The 26,782-nt window shown below is 45.0% G+C and carries 23 protein-coding genes and 1 riboswitch; of the genes, 13 read left to right on the forward strand and 10 right to left on the reverse strand.

The features are described from left to right. Window positions 1-23: 23 nt before the first annotated feature. The 7 genes from L0M85_RS06990 (at window position 24) to fni (ending at window position 7,073) form a co-directional block, all read left to right on the forward strand. Window positions 24-1,304 (forward strand): DUF308 domain-containing protein, encoded by a 1,281-nt coding sequence (locus L0M85_RS06990; RefSeq protein ID WP_037585655.1) that lies wholly within the window; start codon window positions 24-26, stop codon window positions 1,302-1,304. Between the two features lie 105 nt (window positions 1,305-1,409). Next, window positions 1,410-2,144, forward strand: coding sequence for a CppA N-terminal domain-containing protein (locus L0M85_RS06995; RefSeq protein ID WP_023024457.1), 735 nt, complete (start codon window positions 1,410-1,412; stop codon window positions 2,142-2,144). 35 nt (window positions 2,145-2,179) lie between these two features. Continuing rightward, window positions 2,180-3,133 carry a serine hydrolase domain-containing protein gene (locus L0M85_RS07000; RefSeq protein WP_023027285.1) on the forward strand — a complete coding sequence of 318 codons (954 nt, stop codon included), beginning with the start codon at window positions 2,180-2,182 and terminating at the stop codon, window positions 3,131-3,133. 120 nt (window positions 3,134-3,253) lie between these two features. Beyond that, window positions 3,254-4,132, forward strand: a complete 879-nt coding sequence (gene mvk, locus L0M85_RS07005; protein ID WP_238656736.1) for a mevalonate kinase — start codon at window positions 3,254-3,256, stop codon at window positions 4,130-4,132. Then, on the forward strand, window positions 4,114-5,064 hold the full coding sequence (mvaD, locus tag L0M85_RS07010) for a diphosphomevalonate decarboxylase (protein ID WP_238656737.1): 951 nt from the start codon (window positions 4,114-4,116) through the stop codon (window positions 5,062-5,064). The genes mvk and mvaD overlap by 19 nt, the downstream gene beginning before the upstream one ends. Further along, on the forward strand, window positions 5,054-6,079 hold the full coding sequence (locus L0M85_RS07015; protein ID WP_238656738.1) for a phosphomevalonate kinase: 1,026 nt from the start codon (window positions 5,054-5,056) through the stop codon (window positions 6,077-6,079). Before mvaD ends, L0M85_RS07015 begins: the two co-directional genes overlap by 11 nt. After that, on the forward strand, window positions 6,057-7,073 hold the full coding sequence (gene fni / locus L0M85_RS07020; RefSeq protein WP_140814334.1) for a type 2 isopentenyl-diphosphate Delta-isomerase: 1,017 nt from the start codon (window positions 6,057-6,059) through the stop codon (window positions 7,071-7,073). The genes L0M85_RS07015 and fni overlap by 23 nt, the downstream gene beginning before the upstream one ends. 46 nt (window positions 7,074-7,119) lie before the next feature. On the opposite strand, the gene L0M85_RS07025 is transcribed toward fni, so the two are convergent. The 6 genes from L0M85_RS07025 to pflB all read right to left on the reverse strand — a co-directional run bounded on the left by L0M85_RS07025 (window position 7,120) and on the right by pflB (window position 13,927). Next, on the reverse strand, window positions 7,120-8,388 hold the full coding sequence (locus L0M85_RS07025; protein ID WP_140814333.1) for a hydroxymethylglutaryl-CoA reductase, degradative: 1,269 nt from the start codon (window positions 8,386-8,388) through the stop codon (window positions 7,120-7,122). Then, entirely contained in the window at window positions 8,381-9,559 is a 1,179-nt protein-coding gene (locus L0M85_RS07030) for a hydroxymethylglutaryl-CoA synthase (protein ID WP_238656739.1), read from the reverse strand. The genes L0M85_RS07025 and L0M85_RS07030 overlap by 8 nt, the downstream gene beginning before the upstream one ends. Before the next feature lie 344 nt (window positions 9,560-9,903). Continuing rightward, on the reverse strand, window positions 9,904-10,134 hold the full coding sequence (locus tag L0M85_RS07035) for a hypothetical protein (protein ID WP_048688394.1): 231 nt from the start codon (window positions 10,132-10,134) through the stop codon (window positions 9,904-9,906). Window positions 10,135-10,240: 106 nt separating this feature from the next. Next, a complete protein-coding gene (locus tag L0M85_RS07040) occupies window positions 10,241-10,708 on the reverse strand; it encodes a threonine/serine exporter family protein (protein WP_238656740.1) in 468 nt (155 codons plus the stop codon). A 4-nt stretch (window positions 10,709-10,712) separates the two neighbouring features. Further along, on the reverse strand, window positions 10,713-11,471 hold the full coding sequence (locus tag L0M85_RS07045; RefSeq protein WP_126404856.1) for a threonine/serine exporter family protein: 759 nt from the start codon (window positions 11,469-11,471) through the stop codon (window positions 10,713-10,715). Window positions 11,472-11,611: 140 nt separating this feature from the next. After that, on the reverse strand, window positions 11,612-13,927 hold the full coding sequence (gene pflB / locus L0M85_RS07050; RefSeq protein ID WP_233331735.1) for a formate C-acetyltransferase: 2,316 nt from the start codon (window positions 13,925-13,927) through the stop codon (window positions 11,612-11,614). Between the two features lie 225 nt (window positions 13,928-14,152). Between pflB and dinB the strand changes: the two genes are divergently transcribed. After that, entirely contained in the window at window positions 14,153-15,265 is a 1,113-nt protein-coding gene (dinB, locus tag L0M85_RS07055; RefSeq protein WP_238656741.1) for a DNA polymerase IV, read from the forward strand. 28 nt (window positions 15,266-15,293) lie between these two features. Here the strand turns inward: dinB and L0M85_RS07060 are convergent, their stop codons facing one another. The 4 genes from L0M85_RS07060 to L0M85_RS07075 all read right to left on the reverse strand — a co-directional run bounded on the left by L0M85_RS07060 (window position 15,294) and on the right by L0M85_RS07075 (window position 20,038). Next, window positions 15,294-17,729 (reverse strand): ATP-dependent RecD-like DNA helicase, encoded by a 2,436-nt coding sequence (locus tag L0M85_RS07060; RefSeq protein ID WP_238656742.1) that lies wholly within the window; start codon window positions 17,727-17,729, stop codon window positions 15,294-15,296. 241 nt (window positions 17,730-17,970) lie between these two features. Next, window positions 17,971-18,609 (reverse strand): signal peptidase I, encoded by a 639-nt coding sequence (gene lepB / locus L0M85_RS07065; protein ID WP_048715187.1) that lies wholly within the window; start codon window positions 18,607-18,609, stop codon window positions 17,971-17,973. Window positions 18,610-18,612: 3 nt separating this feature from the next. After that, entirely contained in the window at window positions 18,613-19,503 is an 891-nt protein-coding gene (gene rnhC / locus L0M85_RS07070; RefSeq protein ID WP_238656743.1) for a ribonuclease HIII, read from the reverse strand. A gap of 55 nt (window positions 19,504-19,558) precedes the next feature. Next, window positions 19,559-20,038, reverse strand: coding sequence for a glutathione peroxidase (locus L0M85_RS07075; protein ID WP_238656744.1), 480 nt, complete (start codon window positions 20,036-20,038; stop codon window positions 19,559-19,561). Window positions 20,039-20,190: 152 nt separating this feature from the next. On the opposite strand from L0M85_RS07075, the gene L0M85_RS07080 reads away from it, so the two are divergent. The 5 genes from L0M85_RS07080 to L0M85_RS07100 all read left to right on the forward strand — a co-directional run bounded on the left by L0M85_RS07080 (window position 20,191) and on the right by L0M85_RS07100 (window position 26,702). Next, window positions 20,191-20,481, forward strand: coding sequence for a hypothetical protein (locus L0M85_RS07080; protein ID WP_023024429.1), 291 nt, complete (start codon window positions 20,191-20,193; stop codon window positions 20,479-20,481). Window positions 20,482-20,491: 10 nt separating this feature from the next. Further along, entirely contained in the window at window positions 20,492-21,046 is a 555-nt protein-coding gene (locus L0M85_RS07085) for a CvpA family protein (protein ID WP_129269979.1), read from the forward strand. A 96-nt stretch (window positions 21,047-21,142) separates the two neighbouring features. After that, complete coding sequence (locus tag L0M85_RS07090) at window positions 21,143-23,479, forward strand: endonuclease MutS2 (RefSeq protein WP_129822492.1); 2,337 nt, start codon at window positions 21,143-21,145, stop codon at window positions 23,477-23,479. Between the two features lie 80 nt (window positions 23,480-23,559). Further along, a complete protein-coding gene (locus L0M85_RS07095; protein WP_129822491.1) occupies window positions 23,560-24,978 on the forward strand; it encodes a C69 family dipeptidase in 1,419 nt (472 codons plus the stop codon). Window positions 24,979-25,114: 136 nt separating this feature from the next. Continuing rightward, a riboswitch (glycine riboswitch) is annotated at window positions 25,115-25,205 on the forward strand. Window positions 25,206-25,361: 156 nt separating this feature from the next. Beyond that, window positions 25,362-26,702: a sodium:alanine symporter family protein gene (locus L0M85_RS07100; RefSeq protein WP_061564401.1), complete on the forward strand. Its 1,341-nt coding sequence runs from the start codon at window positions 25,362-25,364 to the stop codon at window positions 26,700-26,702. Window positions 26,703-26,782: the final 80 nt, after the last annotated feature.

Genomic DNA, 26,782 nt, shown 5'->3' on the forward strand with positions numbered 1-26,782 from the left:
CCTTTCGTCTATAAGGAGAAGGAATATTGAAAAAAATATCTTTTGAACAAGTTGCAAGAAGACGGACCTTATTGTTTGGGGTTCTTGCCGTCATTTTTGGGATTCTCATTTTTCGAAACGGCGTTGGTTTCACCAAATTTTCCTTGGATCTATTAGCCATTTACTTTTTAGTTGATGGACTAGGAAGCTTTCTTCTTCGCTTTTTGTTACGTAGCAAGTCTATTTCCTATAGCCACTCTATTTGGTTTATTTTTCTTTCACTTGCGTTGATCTGGTTGAATCGACTGAGTAGTCTGCCCGTAAACTTAGTTGTGATTTGTTTAGGGGCATATCAGTTGGGGAGTGCCATTGTCTATGGGATCACATTTTGGCTTTATAAGGCCAATCGGGTAAAAGGAGGCTGGTTCTATTTATGGGATGCGCTTTTAAACGGTGGGCTTGGTCTAGCAACTGTCTTGGAACCTGGTTCAGATGGGCACTTCCAATTTATCCTCTTGGGGGCTTATCTGGTCTTGTTGGGGATTTCTAATATTCGAGATGGTATTTTATTTGACAAAGACCAACAAGGCCAAGAGTTAAAACGTCGCTTTCGTATTAGCCTACCGGTTATCTTTGCAGCCTTTATCCCTGCTAAGGAGTTAAAACGGTTTAACCAGTTTCTTCAAAAAGGGAGCTCGGCGGGACACACAGGCCCTTATCGATTGGTGAAAAAAGAAGAAGAGGCAAGGGAATTAGAAATTTTGGTTCATACTTCTGACAGCAACTTATTTGGAGCGATTGGGCATGTAGATATTTGTTATCAGGGGAAGGTCATTTCTTACGGAAGTTACGATCCCTTTTCAGAGCGTCTATTTGGGACGATTGGGGATGGCGTACTGTTTAAAGTGGATAAGGAACCATACATCGAACTATGTAAAAAAGAGAGTCAAAAGACGCTGTTTGGCTACAGCCTATCCCTTACCGAAGAAGAGAATCAGGCAGTAGAGAAGCGTCTAGCTGAAATTGATCAGTTGTTAGAACCTTGGGATCCACCTAGGAGGTTACTGGAAGACGGTCAGCCGACCTACGCTTACAAATTGAAATATGATTTAGGGGCTGAGCTATATAAATTTACTTCTTCGCGTTTTAAATCTTACTTTGTTCTGTCTACTAATTGCTGCCTGTTAGCAGATTCCATTGTGGGACAGGCGGGAACGGCTGTATTAGATGTGCGTGGAGTGATTGCACCAGGGACCTATCAGGATTACTTAGAATACGAATTTGAAGCTCCAAACGGGCGGGTCCATACACGAACAGTATATTAAGTAAAGAAAGACAGATTCAAAATTTTGAGAAATCTGTCTTTTTTGCACAAGATTTCTTGTAAAAAAAAAGAAAATCTTTTAAAATATAAAAGACTTGGAGGAATTATGTGCATAAATAAGATTAGTAGTATTTCACCCGTATTAAAAACAAACAATCGAAATGTCAATCAAGAATTTTTTGAAAAGGTCTTAGGAATGAAAACCCTGTTGGAAGATGGGGCTTTATTATCCCTTGGAGATCAATCGAAGACAGACCGCCTCTATTTAGAGGAATCCCCTAGTATGAGAACCCGTAAGGTTGAGGGACCAAAACGCTTGGCTTGCTTAAAGATTCGCGTGACCAACCCGCAAGAAATTGAGTGGCTTCTGGCTCGTGGTCATCAAGTTGATCGCCTCTTCAGAGGGGAAAATGGCTATGCCTTTGAAGCTCTTTCGCCAGAAGGAGATCGTATCTTGCTCCATGCGGAAGAGCAAGTGGACAGTTTAACTGAAATTGAGGAAGTTCCAGATTTTCAAGCGAATGAAGAGTTTACAACCTTGACGGAGTTTTTCGTAGAAAAGATAGTTCTTCGTGTACCTAATGTAGAGACTTCTACAGCTTTCTATCAACAACTACCTGGCTTAGAAGAGTATTTAGACTTAGAAGCATCAGATGGTCCGGACCTCACACTAGCTAATGGACAGACTTGGGACCTTTGTCAGGTCAAGGTCATTCTAGAGCCATTTGTAGCAAGTGAAGTGGCCTCTTGCTTTGGAGATCAGGTGACTTTTGTACCAAAAAGGCAACAATTTGTCTTGGTTGAGGATCCAAGCAAGATTGAATGGTGGTTCGAAGCCTAAGCAAGTCTTTGGCTGATTGAAATGAGTGAAGAAAAATGGAAAAAATCATCCAAAAAATTCAAGAGCAAATAGGAGCAGGCATCTACCCAGGTGCCTCTCTTGCGCTCTATCAGAAAGGAAGCTGGCAGGAGTATTACTTGGGACTAGCTGATCCAGACAAGCAAGAGCCAGTTATTCCTGGCTTGACCTATGATTTAGCCAGTGTGAGTAAGGTCGTCGGAGTTGGAACGGTTCTTGCTTTTCTGGTCCGACAAGGGCAAATTGATATCGATCGTCCCTTAGCTTCTCACTATCCGGATATGGAGCAGGCAGAGGTGACCATCCGTCAGCTTTTAACCCATACTTCTGGGCTGGATCCTTTCATCCCTAGACGAGATGACTTGGATGCTGAGGGCTTAAAAGAAGCCCTGCACCGTTTGAAGCTCAAGGACAATCGCCAGTTCCACTATACAGATGTCAATTTTCTTTTGTTGGGCTTTCTTCTGGAGAAGTGGTATGGTCAGGATTTGGCCCAGATTTTTCAGGAGCAAGTCTTTGCACCTTGGCAAATGAAGGAGACTACTTTTGGCCCGGTTTCTCAAGCGGTGCCAACCCTTCGTGGCGTTCCAGCTGGTGTCGTCCATGATCCGAAAGCGCGTGTACTGGGAGTCCATGCCGGAAGTGCAGGTCTGTTTTCGACCATTAGAGATATGGAAATTTTCCTGGAGCATTACTTACAGGATCCTTTTGCAGAGATTTTATCGCAGAACTATGCTTTAGAAAAAGGGAAGATGCGCTCTCTGGCCTGGAATCTGGAAGGAGACTGGTTGGACCATACAGGTTATACAGGAACCTTCCTTCTCTATAATCGCAAGCTCCAATTGGCAGCTATTTTCCTATCCAATCGGACCTATGAAAAAGATGAGCGGGCCCAATGGATCCTGGATCGGAATCAACTCATGGAGCTCATCAAAAGAGAAATGGAAGGAACCGGCAAAAATCCTTCCTAAGACGGAGAAAGAAGCGTGGTTTAGCCATCGCTTTTTTTCTTTATTTATATTAAAATGGAAGGAGAGAAGATTGTATCTAGCAATCTATAGCAGAAAAGAATGAAGATAACTGAGAGACGTATGACGAAATCGATAGGTGTCGGCCAGGCACATAGCAAGATTATTTTAATAGGAGAGCATGCGGTTGTTTATGGCTATCCAGCCATTGCCCTGCCCCTCCTTCACATTCAGGTTACTTGTCAGATTGTACCTGCGGAGCGTCCGTGGGTCCTTTTTGAGAATGACAGCTTATCGATGGCGGTCTACGCTTCCTTAGAGTATTTGGGGATCGAGAAGGCAACCATCGCTTGCCGGATTGACTCCATGATTCCAGCTCAGCGGGGGATGGGATCTTCGGCTGCTGTCAGTATCGCGGCAATTCGAGCGGTCTTTGATTACTTCAAGCGAGATTTGAGCCAAGAAACCTTGGAAATCTTGGTTAATCGAGCAGAAATGATTGCCCATATGAACCCAAGTGGGCTGGATGCCAAGACTTGCCTCAGTGATCAGCCGATTAAATTCATTCGCAACGTCGGTTTTAGTGAGTTAGAAGTTGATTTAGGTGCCAAATTGGTCATTGCAGATACAGGTATCCACGGCCATACCAAAGAAGCCATTCAGAAAGTCAAGGACTTGGGAACAGCGGCCCTTGCTAGTTTCCATGAAATCGGGCTCCTTACCGAGCAAGCAGAAAAAGCCCTTGCTCAAAAAGATGCTCCCACCTTGGGACGTATCTTAACAGACTGCCATCATCATTTGCAGGCAGTGGGAGTGAGTTGTCCAGAAGCGGATCAATTGGTGGAACTAGCCTTAGCGACTGGAGCCTTGGGAGCCAAAATGAGCGGTGGAGGGCTTGGTGGCTGTATCATTGCCCTTGCTGCAGGCCAGGAACAAGCAGAAATCATCGCAAAAGAACTAAGAAATAAAGGAGTGGAGGAGTTATGGATCGAAAGCCTGTAAGTGTAAAATCGTATGCCAATATCGCCATTATTAAGTATTGGGGCAAGGAAAATAGTGAAGCTATGGTGCCATCAACTAGTTCTATTTCCTTGACCTTGGAAAATATGTATACGGAGACGCGCCTCAGTCCTTTGGGTCCTGAGGCCAAGGCCCATGCTTTCTATATTGATGGGGTCTTCCAAAATGAAGCGGAGCAGGCCAAGATCGGAGCAGTCATCGACCGCTTTAAACCAGAAGGGGAAACAGGCTTTGTGCGGGTTGATACTAGCAACAACATGCCGACAGCTGCAGGGCTTTCTTCTAGTTCTAGTGGTCTATCTGCCTTGGTAAAAGCTTGCAATCGCTATTACCAACTGGGGATGACGCAAGCAGAACAAGCTCAAGCGGCTAAGTTTGCCTCCGGATCGTCTTCGCGTTCTTTCTTTGGCCCTTTAGCGGCTTGGGACAAGGATACCGGAGCGATCTACCAGGTGGAAACGGATCTTAAGCTGGCGATGATTATGCTAGTGTTAAACGACCAACAAAAGATTCTTTCTAGCCGGGAAGGGATGAAGCGGTGCACGGAAACCTCTAGCAATTTCCAAGAATGGATCCGCCAGTCAGCTCAGGATTACCAAGATATGCTGGTTTACCTGAAGGACAATGACTTTGAAAAAGTAGGAGAATTGACCGAGCGGAATGCTCTTCTCATGCATTCTACAACTAAGACTGCTAGTCCAGCCTTCTCCTATTTGACGGATAAGAGCTATGAGGCCATGGATTTCGTGCGCTCTCTTCGTAACGAAGGGAAACGGTGCTACTTCACTATGGATGCAGGACCGAATGTGAAGGTTCTCTGTCTAGAAGAGGATCTGGATCAGTTAGTTCCACTTTTTGAACAAGATTATCGTATCATTGTTTCCAAGACCAAGGATCTATCCCATGAAGAATAAGAAAGCAGTTCAAGCAGGTGGGAAGCTGTATATCGCTGGGGAATATTCTATCCTAACACCGGGACAAACAGCCATTATTCAGTTTATTCCCATTTACATGCAGGCAGATATCCAACCAGCATCTACTTATCGGATTCAGTCGGACATGTTTTCCTTTGCGGTTGATTTGACTCCGCAGGCGGACTATGCCCTGATCCAAGAAACCGTGCATCTGATGAACGCCTACCTCCAGTCACAAGGAGTGGCACTTGCTCCCTTTGATTTAAGTATTGGGGGGAAATTTGAGCGAGAGGATAAGAAATTCGGAATTGGCTCTAGTGGTAGTGTGGTCTTGTTGACCCTTAAAGCCATGGCGGCTCTTTATGATTTTCCCCTGTCAGCAGACTTGCTCTTTCGTTTAGCCTGTCTGGTCTTGATTCGACGTGGAGACAATGGCTCTATGGGAGACCTGGCTTGTATTGCCTATGAAAGCTTGGTCAGCTACCGCTCTTTTGACCGACGGGCGCTGGCTGAGCAATTACAAGATCAGGATTTAAACCAGGTCTTAGCCCTGGATTGGGGATATGAAATCCAGCCTCTTTCCCCTCAGTTGCCCTATACTTTTTTAGTAGGCTGGACCCAGGAACCCGCTATTTCAATAGACTTGATTAACCAGGTTCGTTCAGCTATTGATCATGTCTTCTTAGAGGGGACGGAGCAGGCTGTACAAGACCTCTTAGTGGCCTTTCAAGAGGCAGACCGAGACTTAGCCTGCTCTTCTATCAGTCGGACCAGTGACTTACTTCGATCTCTCAATGAGGTGATTTATACCAAAAAACTGGCCCAATTAAAGAGGGCAGAAGAGGGACTAGCGGTTATTGCAAAATCCAGTGGCGCTGGAGGAGGAGATTGTGGGATTGCCCTCGCATTTGAGGAGGCTGCTGCCCAAGAAATCGTCAGACGCTGGCAAGAAGTAGGGATTGATTTATTATATTCAGAAAGGATGGGAGAGTATGACGGCCAACCGAAAGGATGAACATATTCGCTTAGCCTTGGAGCAAACTCCGGGTTACAATAGCTTTGATGAGGTTGAGTTGATTCATTCCTCTTTACCAACTATCGATTTAGATGAGGTGGATTTGAAGACCCATTTTGCGGGTCGTGACTGGGACTACCCTTTTTATATCAATGCCATGACAGGTGGTAGTGCCAAGGGGGGAGAAATCAATCGGAAGTTAGCCCAGGTGGCAGAAGCCTGCGGCATTCTCTTTGTGACGGGTTCCTATAGTGCAGCTTTAAAAGATCCCCAGGACAGCTCCTATCGAGTCAAGGCCCTTTATCCGGATCTTCTCTTTGCGACCAATATCGGGATTGACAAACCGCTTGAACTGGGCTTGCAGACGATTGAGGAGACCCAGCCCCTCTTTCTCCAACTCCATGTCAATCTCATGCAGGAGCTTCTCATGCCCGAAGGGGAACGAAGCTTTAGAAACTGGCAAGACCATTTAGCAGACTATGCAAAGCAACTACCTGTGCCGTTGGTGCTAAAAGAGGTCGGTTTTGGTATGGATGCCGGAACTATCCAAAGAGCCATCGAATTAGGTGTCAGGACCGTTGATATCTCTGGTAGAGGCGGGACCAGTTTTGCCTATATCGAAAACCGTCGGGGAGGCAATCGTTCCTATCTCAATGACTGGGGACAAACAACAGTCCAAGCCCTGCTTGGGGCTCAACCACTGATGGATCAGGTCGAGGTTCTCGCCTCTGGTGGCGTTCGTCATCCCTTGGATATGATCAAGGCACTGGTTCTAGGAGCCAAGGGGGTCGGTCTTTCTCGGACCATTTTAGAATTGGTAGAGACACAGCCGATTGAAGAGGTCATCGCCCAAGTCAATGCTTGGAAAGAGGATTTACGCCTGATCATGTGTGCTCTTTCTTGTCAGACACTTGCCGATTTGAGAAAGGTTCCCTATCTTCTTTATGGTCGTGTAAAAGAAGGATATGAACAAATCCTCTCCATCCATGATTAACTTGAAGAAACTAACAAAAATCCCTCCGTGTACACGGAAGGATTTTTTACTTGCTTTGACGAATGTTCTCTAATATAGCTTGGGCTTTTTCCAGGTTAAAGGGTTTGTCTTCTAGCAGGGCTTGGACCACCGGAGCTACCTCTGACGGACTAGCGCCAGCAAGTAGGGCAAGTGACTTAGCTTGGAGTTTCATATGCCCATGCTGAATACCGGTGCTGACCAAGGCCTTAAGCGCTGCAAAGTTTTGAGCCAGGCCAACGGAAACAATAATCCGCGCAAGAGTTTGGGCATCGGGATTTCCAAGTAGGTCATGAGCCACTTGAACACTTGGATTGAGTCCGATGGAGCCTCCCTTGGTAGCGATAGGCATGGGAAGGGTCAGCTGACCTTCTAGGACTTGCTGATCTGGATGAGCTATCCAACTAGATAGTCCTTGAGCTTGTCCAGATCGACTAGCATAGGTATGGCCACCTGCTTCAATCGCCCGCCAGTCATTCCCAGTTGCCAAGACGACAGCATCGATACCATTGAAAATTCCCTTGTTGTGAGTCGCTGCTCGATAAGGATCAACAGCTGCCAATTGACTGGCCAGAGCTATTTTCTGAGCGATTTCGGCCGCTTCCTTGGGATCGCAACTGAGGAAGCGGTAGTCTATGTGACAGCTTGCCGTGACCAGGGCATCTGTCGCTAGGTTGGACAGAATAGCCATTAAGCCCTGCCCCTCGGATAAATCTTCTAAAGGGTTGACCAGGGCTTCTAGCATGGTGTTGAGCATATTAGCCCCCATGGCCTCTTTTGGATCGACAGATAGGTAGCAAATGAGAAAGTCACCTTTCACCTCTGTCCAGAGATCTCGTGCCCCACCTCCCCGTTTAACGATGGAAGGATAGGCTTGATTGGCCAGTTGGAGCAGTTCTTCTTTAGCTTCTGTAATCGCCTGACTGGCCTCTTCTTTATGGCTAACCTCATATAGAGCCACTTGACCGATCATTTGACGCTTGTGAACCTGGGTCTGAAACCCACCTGAGCGCTTGATTAGTCCAGCAGCGTAAGAAGCAGCAGCGATGACAGAAGGTTCTTCCGTCACCATTGGGACCTGGGTTTCCTGACCATCTACCTGGAAGCCAGGAGCTAGTCCAAAGGGTAAAGCCAAGGTGCCAAGGACGTTTTCGACCATTTCATTGGCAAGAGAAAGGGGCAATGTTTCATTGTCCCTTACTGTCTGTAGACCTTCTTCTGAAAGGAGTCCGGCCTGAGCTAGTTTCTCGATGCGCTCTGCTGGACTTACTTTTGAAAAACCAGTTAATTTAACCATGGTGTTCTACCTTTACATAGGTTCGTTGGTGTTCGTTGATTTCTGATAAGGCATAGGTTTGATCTTGGTAGCCTTGGAAGGTTTGATTGCCTTCAGCATCTAATTGTGCCTCTTCGAAGAAGATCTTCTCATATTCGTCAATCGTAAGAGCTTTTCGCTGATCCAATTCTGCCATACGGTTTGGATGGAGCATTTGCTCAAATCCTTTGACCAAGTGAGCACTAAAAATCTCAGCGACTGCGCCACTTCCATATCCATAGAGGGCGATACGGTCGCCAGCCACTAATTGAGGCTGATTCTCTAAGAGAGAAAGCAAACCTAGGAAGAGAGAACCCGTATAGATATTCCCAACCTTTTGGCTGTAGAGAATGGATTGTTCAAAATTGTATTGCAATTGGGCTTGTTTCTCAGGAGAAAGACTCTTGTCAAGAATCTTTTTTAAGCCCTTGAGGGCGAGTTTGGGATAAGGTAAGTGGAAGCAGACCGCCGCAAAATCATCCAAGGTTAAGCCAGTCCGTTTTTGATACTCTGTCCAAGTTGTTTTCAGGCAATCCAAGTACTGTTGGGTCGAATAAATCCCATTGACAAAGGGTGTACTGGAGTAGTTAGGACGCCAGAAATCCATGACGTCACGGGTCTGAGCTACATTATCATCATTAAAGGCTAGGATACGTGGGTTCTGCGTCACTAGCATAGCGACAGATCCAGCTCCTTGAGTCGGTTCTCCAGGAGTGTCGATCCCATATTTTGCAATATCGCTGGCAATGACCAAGACCTTGCTCTGTGGGAACTTTTCAACATGAAGTTTAGCATAGTCCAAAGCGGCCGTTGCAGCATAGCAGGCTTCCTTCATTTCAAAGCTCCGAGCAAAGGGTTGGATTCCTAGGAGACCGTGAACGAAAACAGCAGCAGCCTTACTCTGGTCAATTCCTGACTCGGTCGCCAGGATGACCATATCGATTTCTTCTTTTTCTTCTTCGGTTAAAATACTATGGCTGGCACTTGCTCCAAGTGTGACGATATCCTCTGTAATAGGGGCAATACTCAGTTCTTTCAATAAGAGCCCTTTACTGAGTTTTTCTGGATCAGTATTTCGAGCAGCCGCTAGGTCACTTAAGCGCAAGACATACTGGCTGGTCGCAAATCCAATCTTATCAATACCGATTGTCATAAATAACCTCTTTTAATTTGATATCTACTAGTATATTTCGTTACTATTTTACCATATTTGAGAGCAAAACTCCCTTGAAAAAGCCAGAACAGAATGGAAATCATTCTTAGGACCGAGTTGGGCAAGGGGATTTTTTGAAAAAAAGAGGACGAAAAACAAAAGAGAGTGGGACAGAAATCGGTAATTCGTTAGAATTCGATTTCGTCGTCCCACCTCCGCACAGTTGAGTAGGGCTGTAAAAGCTGATGAAATCAGCGTAGTAGAGCCCACTCAACCACTGCGTCTTGCTCGACAATCCAAAAACAATTGAGAGGCTAGGACTTTTGTCCCAGCCTTTTCAACTCTTATGCTTGCTTATCTTTCTTAGGGTTACTCATAACCCGTATGAAGAGTTCTTTGCATTTGTCTCTTAGAACTTTTTCGTAGAAGACGAGTATAGCGATGTCCGCAATCAGAAAGATCAAAGTCAGATAGAACAAGTCAAATGAACTGCGGGCATAGTAAGTCGCTGATAGATAGGAGGAGAAGGCTCCTAGAATCACCCAAGGAAGATACTTGATATACTTGTTTACCATCATACAGTACCTCACATACTTTAAAGGATTTGTTTTTTCACTATCATTGTACTCCTTTTAAACAAAAATGCAAGCGATTACATAGATAAGTTTTGAAAAACCAATGCTAGTTGGCATTGGTCATTTTTCTTTTTTGATGGCGTTGGTAAGAATGGTAGAGTTTCAAGACGACAGACCCGCTAGCCATCCCGATAGAGATAACCAAGGCCAGAATAACAACTAGGGTCACACTGGTCACGGCTTGCTGATATTGGCCACTAACAAAGAAGGAGGTGGTCCGATAGGAAATATATCCAGGAACCAAAGGAGCGAGAATAGCTAGCATAAAGACAACGACAGGCGTCTTATAGATAATACTTAAAATTTGACTGATACAAGAACCAACGATTGCTGCAATAAAAGTCGCAATGATAACATTGGTAGGTCCTTTCAAGATATAGTAGAGCAACCAAATAGCCATCCCTAGAACTCCTCCAGGGATGAGCATGGAACGTTGCACATTGAGGACGATTAAAAAGGTAATGATGGCAATCAAACTAGCCACCGCTTGGATTAAAAATTCGATTAGATTCATGATTCTATTTCATAAGGACAAGAGCGACGGTCGTCCCGGCACCAAGGGCAAGGGTAATGAGTAGGGTCTCAAAGAGTTTACTCATCCCAGAGTTGAGGTGGTTGTTCATCAGATCCCTGACGGCATTGGTCATGGCAATACCAGGAACAAAGGGCATAACACAGCCAGCAATGATAAGATCGGTATTGGAAGGAAAACCACTATATTGAGACCAAATATGGGCCAAAAAGCCAAAGACAAAGGCTGCCGCAAAAGCAGTAGCAAAAGGGATGCGAACGTATTTTTCAACTACGAGAGAGAAAGCAAAGGCAAAGACGGTCGCAATACCTGCTCCAATCGCATCATAAAAGTTCCCGCCAAACATGATGGAGAAAAAAGGGGCACTAAGAGTTGCCGCGATGGTTAACTGCAGATTGGTATAAGGGACTGCCTTTTGTTTTAATTGGATCAAAGCTTGATAGGCTTCTTCGAGATTGATGTACCCAGAGACTAATTGGCGAGAAATCTGGTTGACATCACAGACCTTCTCGATATTGTAATTGGTTCGCAGGATCCGTTTCATCCGCGTGATATTGGCATTTTCGATTGAAAAGAAAATAGCGACTGGCATCGCTAAGGCATTGCAATCATCGATTCCTTGAGAATGAGCAATCCGGATCATGGTATCCTCCACCCGATGGATTTCAGAACCGCTCTCTAAAAGGAGGGTTCCTGCCAACATGAGGACGTCAATCACGCGGTCCATATCTTTAGACGCTTCCATTGTTCTTCCTGTTCTGTTAATAGATTGTCTCCATTATATCAAAATTTCACTGATTTGTACTAGTGTTACCACGGATTTAGTCAAGACAGGACAAGAAAAAACCAGCCGTTTCCGACTGGTTTGAAAAATCTATTTGAATCTTAGCTCAATGCATCATCCATAGAAAGAACTTCGTGGAAGACACGTTGTGTCAATTCAGTTTTTTGTTCTGGAGTGAGGTATTTGGTGTTTACACAGTATCCAGAGATACGTACGATAACATCTTCACCGCTCATGATCTTTTCGTAAACGTCTGACAAGTCCATAACGTTCAAGTTAACGTGTTGTCCACCGTTTTCGAAGTATCCATCAAGGATAGTTACCAAGTTATCTACTTGTTCATCACGAGTTTTACCAAGAGCACGAGGAGAAACTTGAGTAGTGAGTGAGATACCGTCAGCTGCGTAACCAAAGTCAAGGCTAGCAAGTGAGTTCAAGTTTTGCAACCATCCACCTTTCGCTTTGTTAGATGGGTTAGCACCTGGTGAGAAGAATTCCAATTTGCTTGTGTTTACAGAACCATCTTCGTTGAGGTATACCCCTTTGTGGACTGGTGAGTTACCAGTTTGTTTAGAGTAAGCAACGTTAGAAGTGATGGTAAGAAGTGACACAGTTGCTTCAGCGTTCTTGTAAAGTTTGTGGCTGCGAAGACGAGTAGTGTAAGCTTCGATCAACCATTCTGCCAATTCGTTAGAACGTGGGTCATCTTCACCCCAACGTGGGTATTCACCGATTGTTTCGTAATCGTAGATGTAGCCATCTTCGTCACGGAGTGGTTTAACAGTAGCGTATTTGATTGCTGATAAGGTATCAACAGTGTTAGCGAAACCACAGATACCGAATCCCATGTTTGCGCGTTGGTGAGTTGGCAAGAAGGCCATTTGAACTGCTTCGTAGTTGTACTTATCAGTCATGTAGTGGATGATGTTCAAAGCATCTACGTAAGTGTCAGTCAACCAGTCAAGTGATTTTTCGAAGTTTGCTTTAACAGATTCGAATTCAAGAACTTCGTCACGGATAGGATCGATGTCAAATACTTTGTAGTCTTTATGAACGTCGTCGTAACCACCGTTCAAACCAGTAAGAAGAGCTTTAAGCACGTTTACACGAGCACCGAAGTACTGGATGTTGTGGCGTTGTTCTTCGTTTTCTGGGTCAAGTGGAGATACACAACATGAGATACAGCTCATTTCACCGTATCCGTCTTTAGCCATTGTTGTAACACCTTCGTATTGGATAGAAGAGTGTTTATGGCTCATGTGCATACAGTAGCGACGGAAGCTGTATGGCAATTTGTCAGTCCAAAGAACTGTCAAGTTTGGTTCTGGAGAGTTACCGATGTTGTCCAAAGTGTTCAAGAAACGGTAGTCCATCTTAGTAACACGGTGACGTCCGTCGTTACCCATACCAGCCATAGAAGTTGTGATGAAGGTCGGGTCACCTGAGTACAATTGGTCGTAAGCTTTTGTACGAGCAAATTTAACAGTACGCAATTTCATAACGAAATCGTCAACGAATTCTTGAAGTTCAGACTCAGTGTAAGTGCCACGAGCCAAGTCACGTTCAGCGTAGATATCCAAAACGATTGGCACACGTCCAAGAGAAGTAGCAGCACCGTTGATCACACGGCAGACAGCCATGAAGGCGATGTTTGTCCATTGGATTGCTTCTTTTGTATCGAAGGCAGGACGACGTACGTCTACACCATAAAGGTCACCCAATTTAACAACTTCTTGAAGTGCTTGGTATTGAAGGTTTACTTCTTCACGAAGACGGATTGATTCTTCATCGATTTCAGTGATTGCATTCCAGTCGTTTGCTTTTTCAGCCATCAAGTAGTCAGCTCCGTAAAGGGCCAAACGAGCATAAACCCCGATGATACGTCCACGTGAGTAAGCATCTGGAAGACCAGTTACTGTGTGAGCGTGACGTGCACGACGGATGTTTGTAGTATAAGCACGGAAGATACCGTCGTTAACTGTTGTTACATATTTAGTGAAGATTTCATGCACAGCTGGATCTGGCTCAAATCCATTTTCTTTCAAAGTAGTTTCCGCCATACGGATACCACCACGAGGCATGAAGTTCAATTTGAACAACTCATCGTTTTGGATACCGAAGATCACTTCGTTTTCTTTGTCGATGTATCCAGCTGCGATATCAGCGATAGAAGTTGGACGAGTATCGTATGGGAAACGAGTTTCTTCGTAGTGTGCTTTTGTTTCTTCAACAATCTTCTTGATGTGAAGTGAACGTTCTGTTGGGCCAGCTAGGAAGCTTTCGTCTCCATCATATGGAGTGTAGTTAGCTTGTACAAAGCGTGAGACACTGGCTCTTTCTTTCCAGTCTTCACCTTGGAAGCCTTCCCAGGCTTTGTCAAAAATGTCTTGTGCTTCAACAACTGTTTTAACAACCATGTTTAAATCCTCTTTTGTCTTTCTAGCAACAAATCTGTTGCACTTACAATAGTAGTATACCATATGGAAATCGGTTTCACAAAGGGAATAGCAAAAAGATTTTGGATTCTTTTATAATACAGAAGGGCATATGTTAATAAACTGTATTATATCTTTGCCTTTGGAGTGGTGGAAATTAGTGGGAAAAAATCGGTGATAGGGATATAATGAAAGAGGAGGTTACCCATGCTCATATTTCCTTTAGTAAATGATACGAGCCGTAAGATCATTCATATTGATATGGATGCCTTTTTTGCGTCCGTTGAAGAGCGAGACCATCCTGAATTGAAGGGAAAGCCTGTCATCATTGGTCATGATCCCCGTTTGTCTGGTGGAAGAGGAGTGGTATCGACTTGCAATTACGAAGCCAGAAAATATGGGGTCCATTCGGCTATGAGTTCCAAAGAGGCCTATGAACGGTGTCCTCAGGCAGTTTTCATCCCTGGCAACTACGAGAAGTACCAGGCTGTCGGTCTCCAAGTCAGAGAAATATTTAAACGCTATACCGATTTGATTGAGCCCATGAGCATTGATGAAGCCTATCTGGATGTGACCAACAATAAGCTTGGTCTTCAGTCTGCTGTCAAGGTAGCCTACTTGATTCAGCATGATATTTGGAATGAATTGCACCTAACTGCTTCTGCCGGAGTTTCCTACAATAAATTTCTAGCAAAAATTGCCAGTGATTACCAGAAACCTCGGGGACTGACCGTCATTTTACCCGAGCAAGCTCAAGACTTTTTAAGTCAGCTGGATGTAGCTAAGTTTCATGGTGTGGGAAAACGGACAGTGGAGCGGCTTCATGATTTAGGAATTTATACTGGTGCAGATCTCTTAGAAGTGCCGGAAATGACTCTCATCGATCACTTCGGTCGCTTTGGTTTTGATCTTTATCGAAAGGCTAGGGGGATTCATAACAGTCCGGTCAAGAGCAATCGCATTCGTAAGTCCATTGGGAAGGAACGCACCTACCGAAAATTGCTGGTGGCCGAGGATGATGTGCTAAAAGAATTAGCCAACCTATCTGAAAAGGTAGCGAACAGTTTGGCCAAGCATCAGAAAATTGGTAAGACCTTGGTGCTCAAGATTCGTTATGCCGATTTTACGACCTTGACCAAGAGACGAAGTTTAGAGGAAGCAACTAGAGACCCTGAAGCCATTCAGAGACTGGCCCAGGAGCTCTACCAGAGCCTAGAAAGTAACTCCTCAGGTATTCGCCTTTTAGGGGTGACCCTCACTAATTTTTCTTCCGAGTCTCGGGAAACCCATGAAGGATCTCTAATAGAAGAAACCCCGTAGGTATACTTGACCTACGGGGAATTTTTAGCTAGTTTTTGAAGAACTGTTGAATTTCTTCCTCTGTGAGGCCAATCATGGGATCAATGCTTAAGTAATTGTCCTCTGTTAATCGATAGCCTTGTTGAGAAACTTGGGAAGCAGATGAGTCAGAGTGGTTTTCAACAGAGACGAGCTCCTTTTGGGGCTCTGTTGTTTGAGAAGTATTTTTCAGATGAGTGGTGCTGGCTGAGGAAGACTCTCTACCTTGAGGAAGTACATCAGAAAAACGCTCAATCAGATAGGTTTTGCGAGCGGTTCCGGTATTCTTTGTCGCAAAGTCAAATGCAGTGTATTCTCCCAGGAGGATGAGTTTGCTTTTCGAACGGGTAATGGCTGTGTAGATCAGATTGCGTTGGAGCATGCGGTGGCTCTGATTGGTCAGAGGAAGGATGACCACAGGAAATTCGCTTCCCTGTGACTTGTGGATGCTCATGGCATAAGCCAGGCGAATCTTGTACCATTCATTTCGGGGGTAGACCAATTCATTGCCATCAAATTGGATGGTGAGTTCATCTTGCTTGGATTCGGTATACTTAGCTGGCAAGAGGTCGGTGATGTAGCCAATATCACCGTTAAAGACATTGCTTTCGGCATCATTGACCAGGTGGATGACCTTGTCACCATTTCGATACTGGCAATCCAGTGTTTGAAAGAATAGAGCACCCGTTTCTAATGGATTGAGGAGCTCTTGCATGAGACTGTTAATCTGGTCAATGCCTGCAGAACCTCGATACATCGGAGCGAGGACCTGGATGTCTCGAGCCGGAATGCCGTTGCGAAGAGCAGCGCTGGTAATTTTTTCAATCATGGGAGCGATGAGCTCACTCGGTGCTTCAAAGTAGGAACGATCAGGTTTTTTCTCTGTGAAATCAGGAGGCAGTTGGCCTTTGCGAATCTGACTGGCCAAAGTGACGATAGTCGAATCTTCACTTTGACGGAAGATGTGTTCCAGTTTGACTTGAGGGATGCTGGGGATCTGTAGGAGATCGGACAAGACTTGCCCAGGACTCACAGAAGGAAGCTGATCGGCATCTCCAACGATTAAGAGTTTGGTATTGGAGGAGATATTGCTGAGAAGCTGATTGGCCAGCCAAGTATCCACCATAGAGAATTCATCGACAATGACAAAATCCGCATCGAGATAATCATCCAAGTGGCTCGTGTCGTCGTCTCCCGTCATTCCTAAGTGACGATGAATGGTGGCGCTCGGAAGACCTGTCAGTTCACTCATTCGACGGGCTGCTCGACCGGTTGGAGCAGCTAAGAGGATTGGTAATTGAGATTTTTTCCGAAGATCCAATTGGTGCAGGCGGGCATAGGTTCCGATAATTCCATTGATAACGGTTGTTTTCCCTGTTCCTGGTCCACCTGTTAGCACGAAGACCTTTTGCTGGATGGCTTCCCGGATAGCCTTCCGTTGGATGGGATCGTAGTGGATATGGAGATCTTCTTCAATGTCATCGATCGTTTGTTCGATTTTTTCTGCTTCGAAAGATTCTTGCTTTCCTTTTTCTAACAGGCGACCGATATGGCTGCGGATCCCTTCTTCTGCAAAGAAGAGGCTGTTGTTGAAAATCTTAGTGTCAATGTTTTGCACCTTGTCTTCTTCGATGAGACTGGCCAATTCTTGGGCGACGCTGGCTGGATCGAGCTCGACTGGACGAGATGCTTCTAAGAGTTGGATGGTGGCTTGGAGCAATTCTTTGGCTTCAACGTAGGTGTCCCCTGTTTCTAAGGAGAGGGTTAAAAGACTATGAACCAGTCCTGCTCGGAAGCGTTCAGGTGCATCACTGGCAATCCCTAATTCTTCTGCTAATTGGTCGGCAATTTTAAAGCCCATTCCTTGAATATCTTCGACCAGTTGATAAGGAGCTGATTCGACGATTTGCAAGGTTTCTTCCTTGTAGAAATCCTGGATTTGGAAGGCTAGCTTATTAGGGATGCCATAGTTGGCAAGTTGGGCGAGGACCCGTTCTGTACCATAGTTGAGCTGTAGTTTTTCGACAAAGGCCTCGCGATTCTTTTTAGAAAGTCCGGAGATAGAGGCCAGCTTTTCAGGTGCTTGAAGGATTTTATCAATGGTATCCTCACCATAGAGATCCACGATTTTTTTGGCCGTTTTGAGTCCGATCCCTTTAAAATGGTCGCTAGAAAAGTATTTCACCAAGCCTTTGCTAGTGGGTTTGGCTCGTTCATAGCGATTCATTTGCAACTGTTGGCCATATTTCGGATGATGGACCAGTTCTCCCCAGAAGGTATAATCTTCTCCTTCGACGATATCTGCCATCGTTCCAGTGACGATAATTTCAAAGTTATCATAGTCCTCTGCATCTGTATCATTGATATCCAACAATAAGATACGGAAAAAACTACTTTGATTTTCAAAAATGACCCGCTCAATGGTTCCTGAGAAATAGTATTCCATGCAGAGTTTCCTTTTAAGTAATGGTCTGAGAGAGCTTATCTCTCATGAAGATATTGAAAGAGGCTGGGACAAAATCCTAGCCTCTCAATTGTCTTTGGATTGTCGAGCAAGACGCAGTGGTTGATTGGGCTCTACTACGCTGATTTCATCAGCTTTTACAGCCCTACTCAACTGTGCGGAGGTGGGACGACGAAATCGAATTCTAACGAATGACCGATTTCTGTCCCACTCTCATCATGGGTTAATAAGTCTGGAATGGAAGGAGTGGCCAGAGGCGAAGGACGGCTTCCCCTTTGATTTGTTCCTTCTTGAAAGCCCCCACCTGGCGGCTATCTTTTGAAACGATTCGATCATCACCAAGGAGTAGATACTCATCATCCAAGAGCTTTTTCGTGAAGGTCGCACTTCCATCTTTATCAACGGTGAAAGCTTCGGCAATCTGTGCCATTTGGCGGAAGAGCTCTCCATTTTCTTCGAACCCTTTTCCAGAATAGGTTGATTGCAATTTATCTTCTTTAAATTTTTGAATGTAGTCTTTCAAGTAAGGCTCGTCAGTTTCTTTGCCGTTGATATAGAGGACATCGTTTTTGTACTCGATGGTTTCACCAGGGAGTCCAATGACCCGTTTAACGATTTCTTTGGTTTTTCCATTTTCTGTTTCACTAGCGACCACGATATCAAAACGGTCGATAGGCAGTTTATTGATAACGAGAAGGTATTCACTATCTGCCAAGGTCGGATCCATAGAATGGCCATCGACACGGACAGGCGTCCACAGATAAATACGAGAGAGAATAATGCCTCCAATAATGAGGCCGAAGAGCGCCCATTCTTTCAGGAAAGAACGGACTGGATTAGTTGATTTTTTTGAACGTTTCATGCTTTATCTTTCTATCAATTTTTTTGCTTTTTCTGTATTTTTAAAATGAAGTTTGGCACTGTAGTCAAGGGCTTGAATGCCATAGGCCTTTAATAGTTGAGCAGCTACCTTGTCTGAGGGCGCACCAGCCCCACTAGGAAGGGTGTAGCCGAGTTCTTGACTCAAATCTTCCAGATTTTGGAGGAAGAGGTCACGGGCAATAATGGAACTCACAGCTACTGCCAAGTATTTTCCTTCGGCCTTCTCTTCTAGGGTGACGACTTGTGGGACCTGATTCGCTTCTGCTTGAACATAGCGATCATAGTTTTTCTTGGTCGTAAAGGCATCGACTACAATCTTTTGAGCTTTTGCCCCTTGTTGCAAGAGTAAAAAAATGGCTTGATTGTGAAGAGCAACCTTGACAGATACCGCATTGTAGCCAGAGGCGATGACCTGATTGTATTTTTTAGGTGTCAGCAGTAAGGCCTGATGCGGGATTTCTTGTTTGAGGATTGGTGCGAGAGCTCGAATTTTTCGATCATCTAAGGTTTTAGAATCCCCAACTCCTAGACTTTTTAAGCGGGCATGTTGCTCCGGGCTGACTAGTGAAGCCACGACGGCAAGCCCTCCAAAGTAAGAACCGTTCCCAACTTCATCCGTTCCGATTAAGGGGAAGTCTTGTCTGGCAAGTGCTTGGTCTATCGGATCTTGTTGGTAACCGAAGAAGGCAGCATAGCGCGTTGCCTGACTACCTTGTAGGACAACTTTTCCTGATGTGTAAATCGAAATGGTTGCACCAGGAGCCTTAAAAAAATAACGGATATAAGGATTTTTTGAAGGTAGCAGGTGGTCTTGGTGCTGACGAACAAATGCTTGGATGTCCTCGTTTTGAGGGGACAATGTAATTGTTTCCATAGCCCTTATTGTATCATAAAAGCTAGATGAAAGGCCAGAAAAAGACCAGCCAAATTTAGTCTGAAAGAACTTCTTTTAGGCTAGCTTCAATTGCTTGAGGATCAGTTTTTGAAGAGAAGCGGTGGATGACTTGGCCTTGGCGATTGATCAAGAATTTGGCGAAATTCCATTCAATGCGGGAGCCCAAGGGACCACTAGCTTGTTCTTTTAACCATTGGTAGAGGGGGCTGGCTTCTTTCCCATTGACTTTTATTTTTGCGAAACGTGGGAAGCTGGTTTGGTAATGGAGGCTACAAAATTGATTAATCTCCTCCGCACTTCCCGGTGTTTGGCCCATAAATTGATTGCATGGAAAGTCAAGGATTTCAAATCCTTGGTCATGGTAGCGCTCATAGAGCTCTTGCAATCCTTGGTATTGAGGCGTCAGACCGCAACCAGTTGCTGTATTGACGATGAGGAGTACTTGGCCTCGATATGCTTCGAGGGAGAAGGGGCTCCCATCTTGGGCCATTACGGTGAAATCATAGATAGTCATTTTACACGTCCTTTCCTACTTTCTCTATTGTATCATGCTTGAGTCGAAAAAAGTTAAACCGTGGCCCTAGTGCTTTGGTATTTCCTATGGGAAGGGGATTTTCCTACTGACAAGCGGGCTAGATTTTGATATAATATCGTGAGGTGATTTTTATGTCCAGCTTAAATAGATACAAATTTACTTTCGGTAATAAATCGCTGACTCTTACAACCAATCATGATAATCTCTTTATGGAAGAGGTTGAACGGGTCGCGAAGGAAAAATATGAAGCGATTAAAGAACAAATGCCAGCTGCTGATGATGAGACCCTGGCCATTTTACTAGCAATCAATAGTTTATCAACACAATTGAGTCGTGAGATTGAGTTTGACGATAAGGAAAAAGAATTGGAAGATTTTCGTCGCAAGGCCCTAGATGGCCTGGTCGGTAGATCATCTAATTAAGGGGAGTTGCATGTTTTCAATCCTGATTTTATTCATCCTAGCTTGGAGTTTTTATATTGGGTATTCAAGAGGGATTTTGCTTCAAGGATATTATTTTTTAACCATGATTGTTGCCATGTTGGTCGCAGGATCAGGCTATCAGTCCTTGGCAAAAACCATTAGTCTATGGATCCCATTTTCGAGTGCAACACAAGCTTCAAAAACCTATTTTTATGGTGCAGATCAACTCTTTCACTTAGACAAAGTTTTTTACGCTGGTTTGGCTTATTTCATATTGTTTGTTTTAGTCTATGCGATGGGTCGAGTGATTGGACTTTTTATTCCCTTAATTCCAACGCCTGAAAAGTGGGAGGAGTATCCGTTTCAGATTGCCAGTGGTGTGTTAGCTGTACTTGTGACCTACTTTGTTCTGCAAATGGGATTCACGATTTTGTCAACCATCCCCATGGCGGCAATTCAAGATCGACTCCATGGAAGTTTCCTCATTCGATTTATGGTGCAGTATAGCCCCCTTACAGCAGGCCTCTTGAAACAACTTTGGGTTGTAAAAATCTTAGGTGCGTAATCACTTCTCATCATGTCTAACAGTTCATGAGAGATATTATAGAAAGGAAGGGGAGGCTCAGACCAAAATCAGCCTCCTTTTCTGTTGTGGAGAAACATGAATCAAAAAATTCTCGAAACCTTAGAGTTTCAAAAAGTTAAAAACTTAGTAGAGCCTTATTTGCAAACGGAGCAGGGTGAAGTGGAGTTGCAGGAATTATCTCCACTTGCAAAAAAAGAAGCAATTGAAACCGCCTTTCTTGAAATGGCAGATATGGCTCAGATCTTTGTGGAGCATCCGCACTTTAGCGTGCCCACCATCCAAGAAATTCGTCCAGTGACCAAGCGTTTAGAACTAGAAACATCGCTCAATATCGATGAATTGTTAGCGGTGAAGAAAGTCCTGCGCGTGACCCATGAATTGCGAAATTTTTATGATGAATTAGAAAATGTCCGCTTAGAAAAACTGGATCGGATATTTGAAAATCTAGTCGACCTTCCACAGTTGCAGGGAAGTCTCCATGCCATTAATGAGGCAGGATTTATTGAAAACTTTGCCAGTGAAACCTTGGCTAAAATCCGTCGACGGATTCAAGAGAATGAACACCAAGTGCGAGACATTCTACAAGAATTGTTGAAGACCAAGTCCGAAATGCTGGCTGATCAGGTCGTAGCGAGTCGGAATGGACGAAATGTCTTGCCAGTCAAAAACACCTACCGCAATCGGATTGCCGGTGTGGTGCACGATATTTCAGCTAGTGGAAATACCGTCTATATCGAACCTCGGGCGGTCGTCAATCTTAATGAAGAAATTGCGAACCATCGTGCAGATGAACGCTTCGAGATGCTCCGGATCTTGGAAGAAATTTCAAACCTCCTTCGTCCTCATGCGGGGGAAATCCGAAACAATGCTTGGCTGATCGGTCATATTGACCTCGTTCGGGCCAAACATCGCTTTTTACAGGACCGAAAAGGGACTATTCCAACCTTGTCAGATCAAGGGGAGATTCAGCTCTTGCAGGTGCGCCATCCCTTGATTGAGAAGGCTGTTCCCAATGATATCCACTTTGGCAAAGACCTCACAGAGATTGTGATTACCGGACCGAATACGGGTGGGAAGACCATCATGCTCAAGACCCTGGGACTAGCCCAATTAATGGCCCAGTCGGGCTTGCCAGTCCTAGCAGATGCTGGGAGTAAGGTGGCTGTCTTCACGCAAATCTTCTCTGATATCGGGGATGAGCAGTCGATCGAGCAGAGCCTGTCTACCTTCTCTAGTCACATGACCAATATTGTCTCTATTTTGGAGCAGGTCGATGAGGAATCCTTGGTCTTGCTGGATGAGTTGGGAGCTGGAACGGATCCTCAGGAAGGGGCTTCACTGGCGATCGCCATCCTAGAAGATCTCCGCTTACGAGGGATCAAGACCATGGCAACCACCCACTATCCAGAACTTAAGGCCTATGGGATTGAGACCCTGGGTGTTCAAAATGCCAGCATGGAATTTGATACGGACAGCCTGCGTCCGACCTATCGGTTTATGCAGGGGGTACCAGGACGTTCTAATGCCTTTGAAATCGCGCGTCGTCTAGGCTTGTCAGAAGTGATTGTTCGTCAAGCGCAGGGGTTGACCAATCAGGATCGGGATGTCAACCGCATCATTGAAAAGTTGGAAGCTCAGACCCTAGAAAGTCGTAAACGCCTCGACTCCATCCGAGATGTCGAACAGGAAAATCTAAAATTCAACCGTGTCCTCAAGAAATTGTATAATGAGTTGACCAGGGAGCGGGAGACAGAGCTTAACAAGGCGCGTAAAGAAGCGCAAGAAATTGTAGATCTGGCTCTAGCAGAAAGCGACCAGATCTTACAAGGTCTCCATGCCAAATCACAACTCAAGCCCCATGAAATTATTGAGGCTAAGTCTCAGTTGAAGAAATTAGCTCCAGAAACGGTCGACCTATCAAAAAACAAGGTCTTGAAACAGGCCAAAAAAGCCCGAGCTCCAAAAGTAGGAGACGAGATCTTGGTCATCAGCTATGGGCAAAGAGGAAGTCTTACTAAGCAGCTCAAGGATGGTCGTTGGGAAGCCCAAGTGGGACTAATCAAGATGACCTTGGAAGAAAAAGAATTTAATCTTCTAAAAGCTGAAAAAGATGCTTCCCAACCGAAAAAGCGCCAGGTTCACGTGGTCAAACGCTCCAACGTCAACGGGCCTCGGGCTCGCTTGGACCTTCGTGGTAAACGGTATGAGGAAGCCATGGAAGAATTAGACAGCTTTATCGACCAAGCTCTTCTCAACAATATGGCCCAAGTCGATATCATCCACGGCATTGGAACAGGGGTCATCCGGGAAGGGGTCACCAAGTACCTTCGTCGCAATAAGCATGTCAAAAGCTTTGAATACGCTCCTCAAAATGCAGGAGGAAGCGGAGCGACAATTGTTACCTTTAAATAAGCAAAGAGTCAGTCGTGCCTTTTAATCAGGCACGCTTTTTGCTATAATACAGTCAGTTTAAACGGAAAGAAGGAAAGTTTATGACCCCTAATCGTTCGTCCGATTCTTGCACTACCATACTCGTCGGAAAAGGTGCTAGCTATGATGGTTCAACCATTGTAGCTCGCACGGAAGACTCTCAAAACGGAGTGTTTACCCCTAAGAAATTTATCGTTGTTCAGCCAGAGGATCAACCCCGTCATTATCGTTCAGTCCTATCTCCTTTTGAGATAGATCTGCCTGATAACCCTGTTCGTTACACAGCTGTTCCAGATGCTATTCCTAAGGATGGTATCTGGGGAGAAGCGGGTATCAATCACTATAATGTGGCTATGAGTGAAACAGAAACCATTACGACCAATAGCCGGGTCTTGGGTGCGGATCCTCTGGTGGAAAGTGGCATTGGGGAGGAAGACATGCTGACCTTGGTTCTTCCTTATGTCCAGACTGCCCGAGAAGGAGTGCTTCGCTTGGGGAAACTCCTAGAAGAATACGGAACCTATGAGTCTAATGGAGTGGCTATCAGCGATGTCAATGAGATCTGGTGGTTGGAAACCATCGGAGGTCATCACTGGATGGCCCGCCGTGTGCCAGACGATGCCTATGTGACCAATCCCAATCAATTGGGAAGTGATCGCTTTGAGTTTGATCGCCCAGAAGAATTCTTGTGTGACCCAGACTTGAAAGATTTTGTGGAACGCCATCACCTGGCCTTGGATTTTGACGGTTCGTCCTTTAACCCTCGTTATGCTTTTGGGAGCCAACGAGACAAGGATCGTCATTACAATACACCACGTGCTTGGGATATTCAACGATTCCTCACCCCAGAAGTGGAGCAAGATCCTCGTTCCTTCTTTCTTCCTTGGTGTCAAAAACCTTATCGCAAGATTACGATTGAAGATGTCAAATATGTCCTCAGCAGTCACTACCAGGATTCAGCCTATGATCCTTACGGTTTAGAAGGGGATAGTCATAGTCGTCGGACCTTCCGTACCATTGGCATTAACCGGACCAGCCAGACAGCCATTCTCCAATTGCGGCCAAATCGTCCTCAAGAAACAACCGGGATTCAATGGCTTTGCTACGGGTCTATGCCCTTCAATACAGCTGTTCCTTTCTTTACCCAGGTAGATACAACACCGGATTATTTTGCCAACACGACAGAAAAAGTGACGACAGATTCCTTCTATTGGACCAATCGGATTATTGCTGGTCTGGCAGATGCCCACTATAGTCATCATGTTGGAGATTTAGAAGATTACCAAGAAAGCACTATGGCCCTTGGCCATGCCCGGATTGGACGAGTGGATCAAGCCTTGGCAGCAGGACAAACCGTTGATTTTGAAAGAGAAAATCAGGAAATGAGTGATCAGATTCAAGAAGCGACGGATCGCTTATTGGATAAGGTCTTGTTGGATGCTAGCAACCTGATGACCAACCATTTTTCTTTGAGTGATTAGTTGGGCTAAGTTGTGCTATTTCATGATGGTTTCTGAAAATATTGACCTGTTTTTCAAATTATGCTAAAATAGAACAAATTGAACATCATACCGGATGAAGTTTTTCAGAAGTAGGGCCTTCCTATGACTGTGAAATGGACGGAACTCTGGAGAGACCGTAAAGGCACCGAAGGGGCAAGGTAGAGCATTCTACTCAAACTCTCAGGTAAAAGGACAGAGCAAAAGATAGAAGCCTTTTTGGTTTTTATTTGGAGCACCAGAGTACATGTTTTGACATGTGCTCTTTCTTTTTCTCCTTGGATGATTGGATAGATGATGTGGAGGAAGTGGATGGCTATCCCTTTCTAAAGCTAGACAAATAATAAAAGGAGAAATAGATAAGGATGACAAATTGGTTGGCGTTTTTTAAACAAGTAGATAATGTGGTCTGGGGAGCTCCCCTTTTGATCCTCTTGGTGGGGACTGGGATTTATCTGAGCTTCCGCTTGGGCTTGTTGCAAGTTTTTCGTTTACCCCAAGCTTTTCGGCTCATTTTTACAGAAGATCAAGGAGAAGGGGATATCTCTAGCTTCGGAGCCTTGGCAACAGCCTTGGCAGCAACAGTTGGGACAGGAAATATTGTCGGAGTAGCGACAGCTATTCAGACAGGAGGTCCAGGTGCCCTCTTTTGGATGTGGATGGCAGCCTTCTTTGGGATGGCGACCAAGTATGCAGAAGGTTTGTTGGCCATTCGCTACCGAACCAAGGATGACAATGGTCATATTTCAGGAGGGCCCATGTACTATATTCTCCATGGGATGGGTGAAAAATGGCGTCCCCTTGCCATCTTCTTTGCCCTGGCAGGTGTCTTGGTGGCTCTCTTTGGGATTGGAACCATGACCCAGGTGAATGCCATTACGGGCGCTTTGAAGACTAGTTTTCAACTTTCCCCTCAAGTCGCTAGTCTGGTCATTGCAGGAATCGTTTCGGCTGTCATATTTGGGGGAATTCATTGGATTTCCAAGGTTTCCGAAAAGGTGGTTCCTTTTATGGCTGCAGCCTATATCTTCGCGACAGTTTATATTATTGTCTTGAATATGGACCAAGTGCCGACCGTTCTATCTCAAGTTTTCCAAGGTGCTTTTACAGGAACTGCGGCTATAGGTGGTTTTTCTGGAGCCTTGGTGAAAGAGGCGATTCAAAAAGGGGTGGCGCGTGGAGTGTTCTCTAATGAGTCAGGACTGGGATCGGCACCGATTGCAGCAGCTGCAGCGAAGACGGAAGAGCCAGTGGAACAAGGTTTGATTTCCATGACCGGGACCTTCATCGATACCATAATTATTTGTAGCCTAACTGGTCTAGCTATTTTAGTATCTGGCCAGTGGACAACAGTGGGGCAAGTTGGGAGTGATTTGACCCAACAGGTCTTTATCTCGACCTTTGGCCACATCGGTGGGATCATTCTGACTCTTTGTTTGGTCTTGTTTGCGACGACGACCATTTTGGGTTGGTCTTATTATGGTGAACGCTGTGTCGAATTTTTGGCGGGTGTCAAACTCATTCCCTATTACCGTCTTCTGTTTATCCTGATGGTGGGAGTAGGAGGCTTTCTTCAGTTAGAGTTGGTCTGGATCATTGCTGATATTGTGAATGGACTGATGGCCTTGCCGAATCTCATCGCCTTGTTAGCCTTATCGCCTATTGTTATAAAGGAAAGCAAACGATATTTTAAGAAAAAGAAATGAGGCTGGGACAAAAGTCCTAGCCTCACAATTGTTTTTGGATTGTCGAGCAAGACGCAGTGGTTGAGTGGGCTCTACTACGC

This window comes from Streptococcus sp. DFI.7.26, assembly GCF_022240605.1.
GTDB lineage: Bacteria > Bacillota > Bacilli > Lactobacillales > Streptococcaceae > Streptococcus > Streptococcus xiaochunlingii.

What these genes read in the sequence shown, in the direction of transcription:
- fni (WP_140814334.1), top strand. Translation starts at nt 6,057, where the DNA reads ATGACGGCCAACCGAAAGGATGAACATATTCGCTTAGCCTTGGAGCAA.
- dinB (WP_238656741.1), top strand. Translation starts at nt 14,153, where the DNA reads ATGCTCATATTTCCTTTAGTAAATGATACGAGCCGTAAGATCATTCAT.
- L0M85_RS07100 (WP_061564401.1), top strand. Translation starts at nt 25,362, where the DNA reads ATGACAAATTGGTTGGCGTTTTTTAAACAAGTAGATAATGTGGTCTGG.
- lepB (WP_048715187.1), bottom strand. Translation starts at nt 18,609, where the DNA reads ATGAAACGTTCAAAAAAATCAACTAATCCAGTCCGTTCTTTCCTGAAA.
- L0M85_RS07015 (WP_238656738.1), top strand. Translation starts at nt 5,054, where the DNA reads ATGAAGAATAAGAAAGCAGTTCAAGCAGGTGGGAAGCTGTATATCGCT.
- pflB (WP_233331735.1), bottom strand. Translation starts at nt 13,927, where the DNA reads ATGGTTGTTAAAACAGTTGTTGAAGCACAAGACATTTTTGACAAAGCC.
- mvk (WP_238656736.1), top strand. Translation starts at nt 3,254, where the DNA reads ATGACGAAATCGATAGGTGTCGGCCAGGCACATAGCAAGATTATTTTA.
- rnhC (WP_238656743.1), bottom strand. Translation starts at nt 19,503, where the DNA reads ATGGAAACAATTACATTGTCCCCTCAAAACGAGGACATCCAAGCATTT.
- L0M85_RS07045 (WP_126404856.1), bottom strand. Translation starts at nt 11,471, where the DNA reads ATGGAAGCGTCTAAAGATATGGACCGCGTGATTGACGTCCTCATGTTG.
- L0M85_RS07060 (WP_238656742.1), bottom strand. Translation starts at nt 17,729, where the DNA reads ATGGAATACTATTTCTCAGGAACCATTGAGCGGGTCATTTTTGAAAAT.
- L0M85_RS07085 (WP_129269979.1), top strand. Translation starts at nt 20,492, where the DNA reads ATGTTTTCAATCCTGATTTTATTCATCCTAGCTTGGAGTTTTTATATT.
- L0M85_RS06995 (WP_023024457.1), top strand. Translation starts at nt 1,410, where the DNA reads ATGTGCATAAATAAGATTAGTAGTATTTCACCCGTATTAAAAACAAAC.
- L0M85_RS07000 (WP_023027285.1), top strand. Translation starts at nt 2,180, where the DNA reads ATGGAAAAAATCATCCAAAAAATTCAAGAGCAAATAGGAGCAGGCATC.
- L0M85_RS07080 (WP_023024429.1), top strand. Translation starts at nt 20,191, where the DNA reads ATGTCCAGCTTAAATAGATACAAATTTACTTTCGGTAATAAATCGCTG.
- mvaD (WP_238656737.1), top strand. Translation starts at nt 4,114, where the DNA reads ATGGATCGAAAGCCTGTAAGTGTAAAATCGTATGCCAATATCGCCATT.
- L0M85_RS07040 (WP_238656740.1), bottom strand. Translation starts at nt 10,708, where the DNA reads ATGAATCTAATCGAATTTTTAATCCAAGCGGTGGCTAGTTTGATTGCC.
- L0M85_RS07025 (WP_140814333.1), bottom strand. Translation starts at nt 8,388, where the DNA reads ATGGTTAAATTAACTGGTTTTTCAAAAGTAAGTCCAGCAGAGCGCATC.
- L0M85_RS07075 (WP_238656744.1), bottom strand. Translation starts at nt 20,038, where the DNA reads ATGACTATCTATGATTTCACCGTAATGGCCCAAGATGGGAGCCCCTTC.
- L0M85_RS07035 (WP_048688394.1), bottom strand. Translation starts at nt 10,134, where the DNA reads ATGGTAAACAAGTATATCAAGTATCTTCCTTGGGTGATTCTAGGAGCC.
- L0M85_RS07030 (WP_238656739.1), bottom strand. Translation starts at nt 9,559, where the DNA reads ATGACAATCGGTATTGATAAGATTGGATTTGCGACCAGCCAGTATGTC.
- L0M85_RS07090 (WP_129822492.1), top strand. Translation starts at nt 21,143, where the DNA reads ATGAATCAAAAAATTCTCGAAACCTTAGAGTTTCAAAAAGTTAAAAAC.
- L0M85_RS07095 (WP_129822491.1), top strand. Translation starts at nt 23,560, where the DNA reads ATGACCCCTAATCGTTCGTCCGATTCTTGCACTACCATACTCGTCGGA.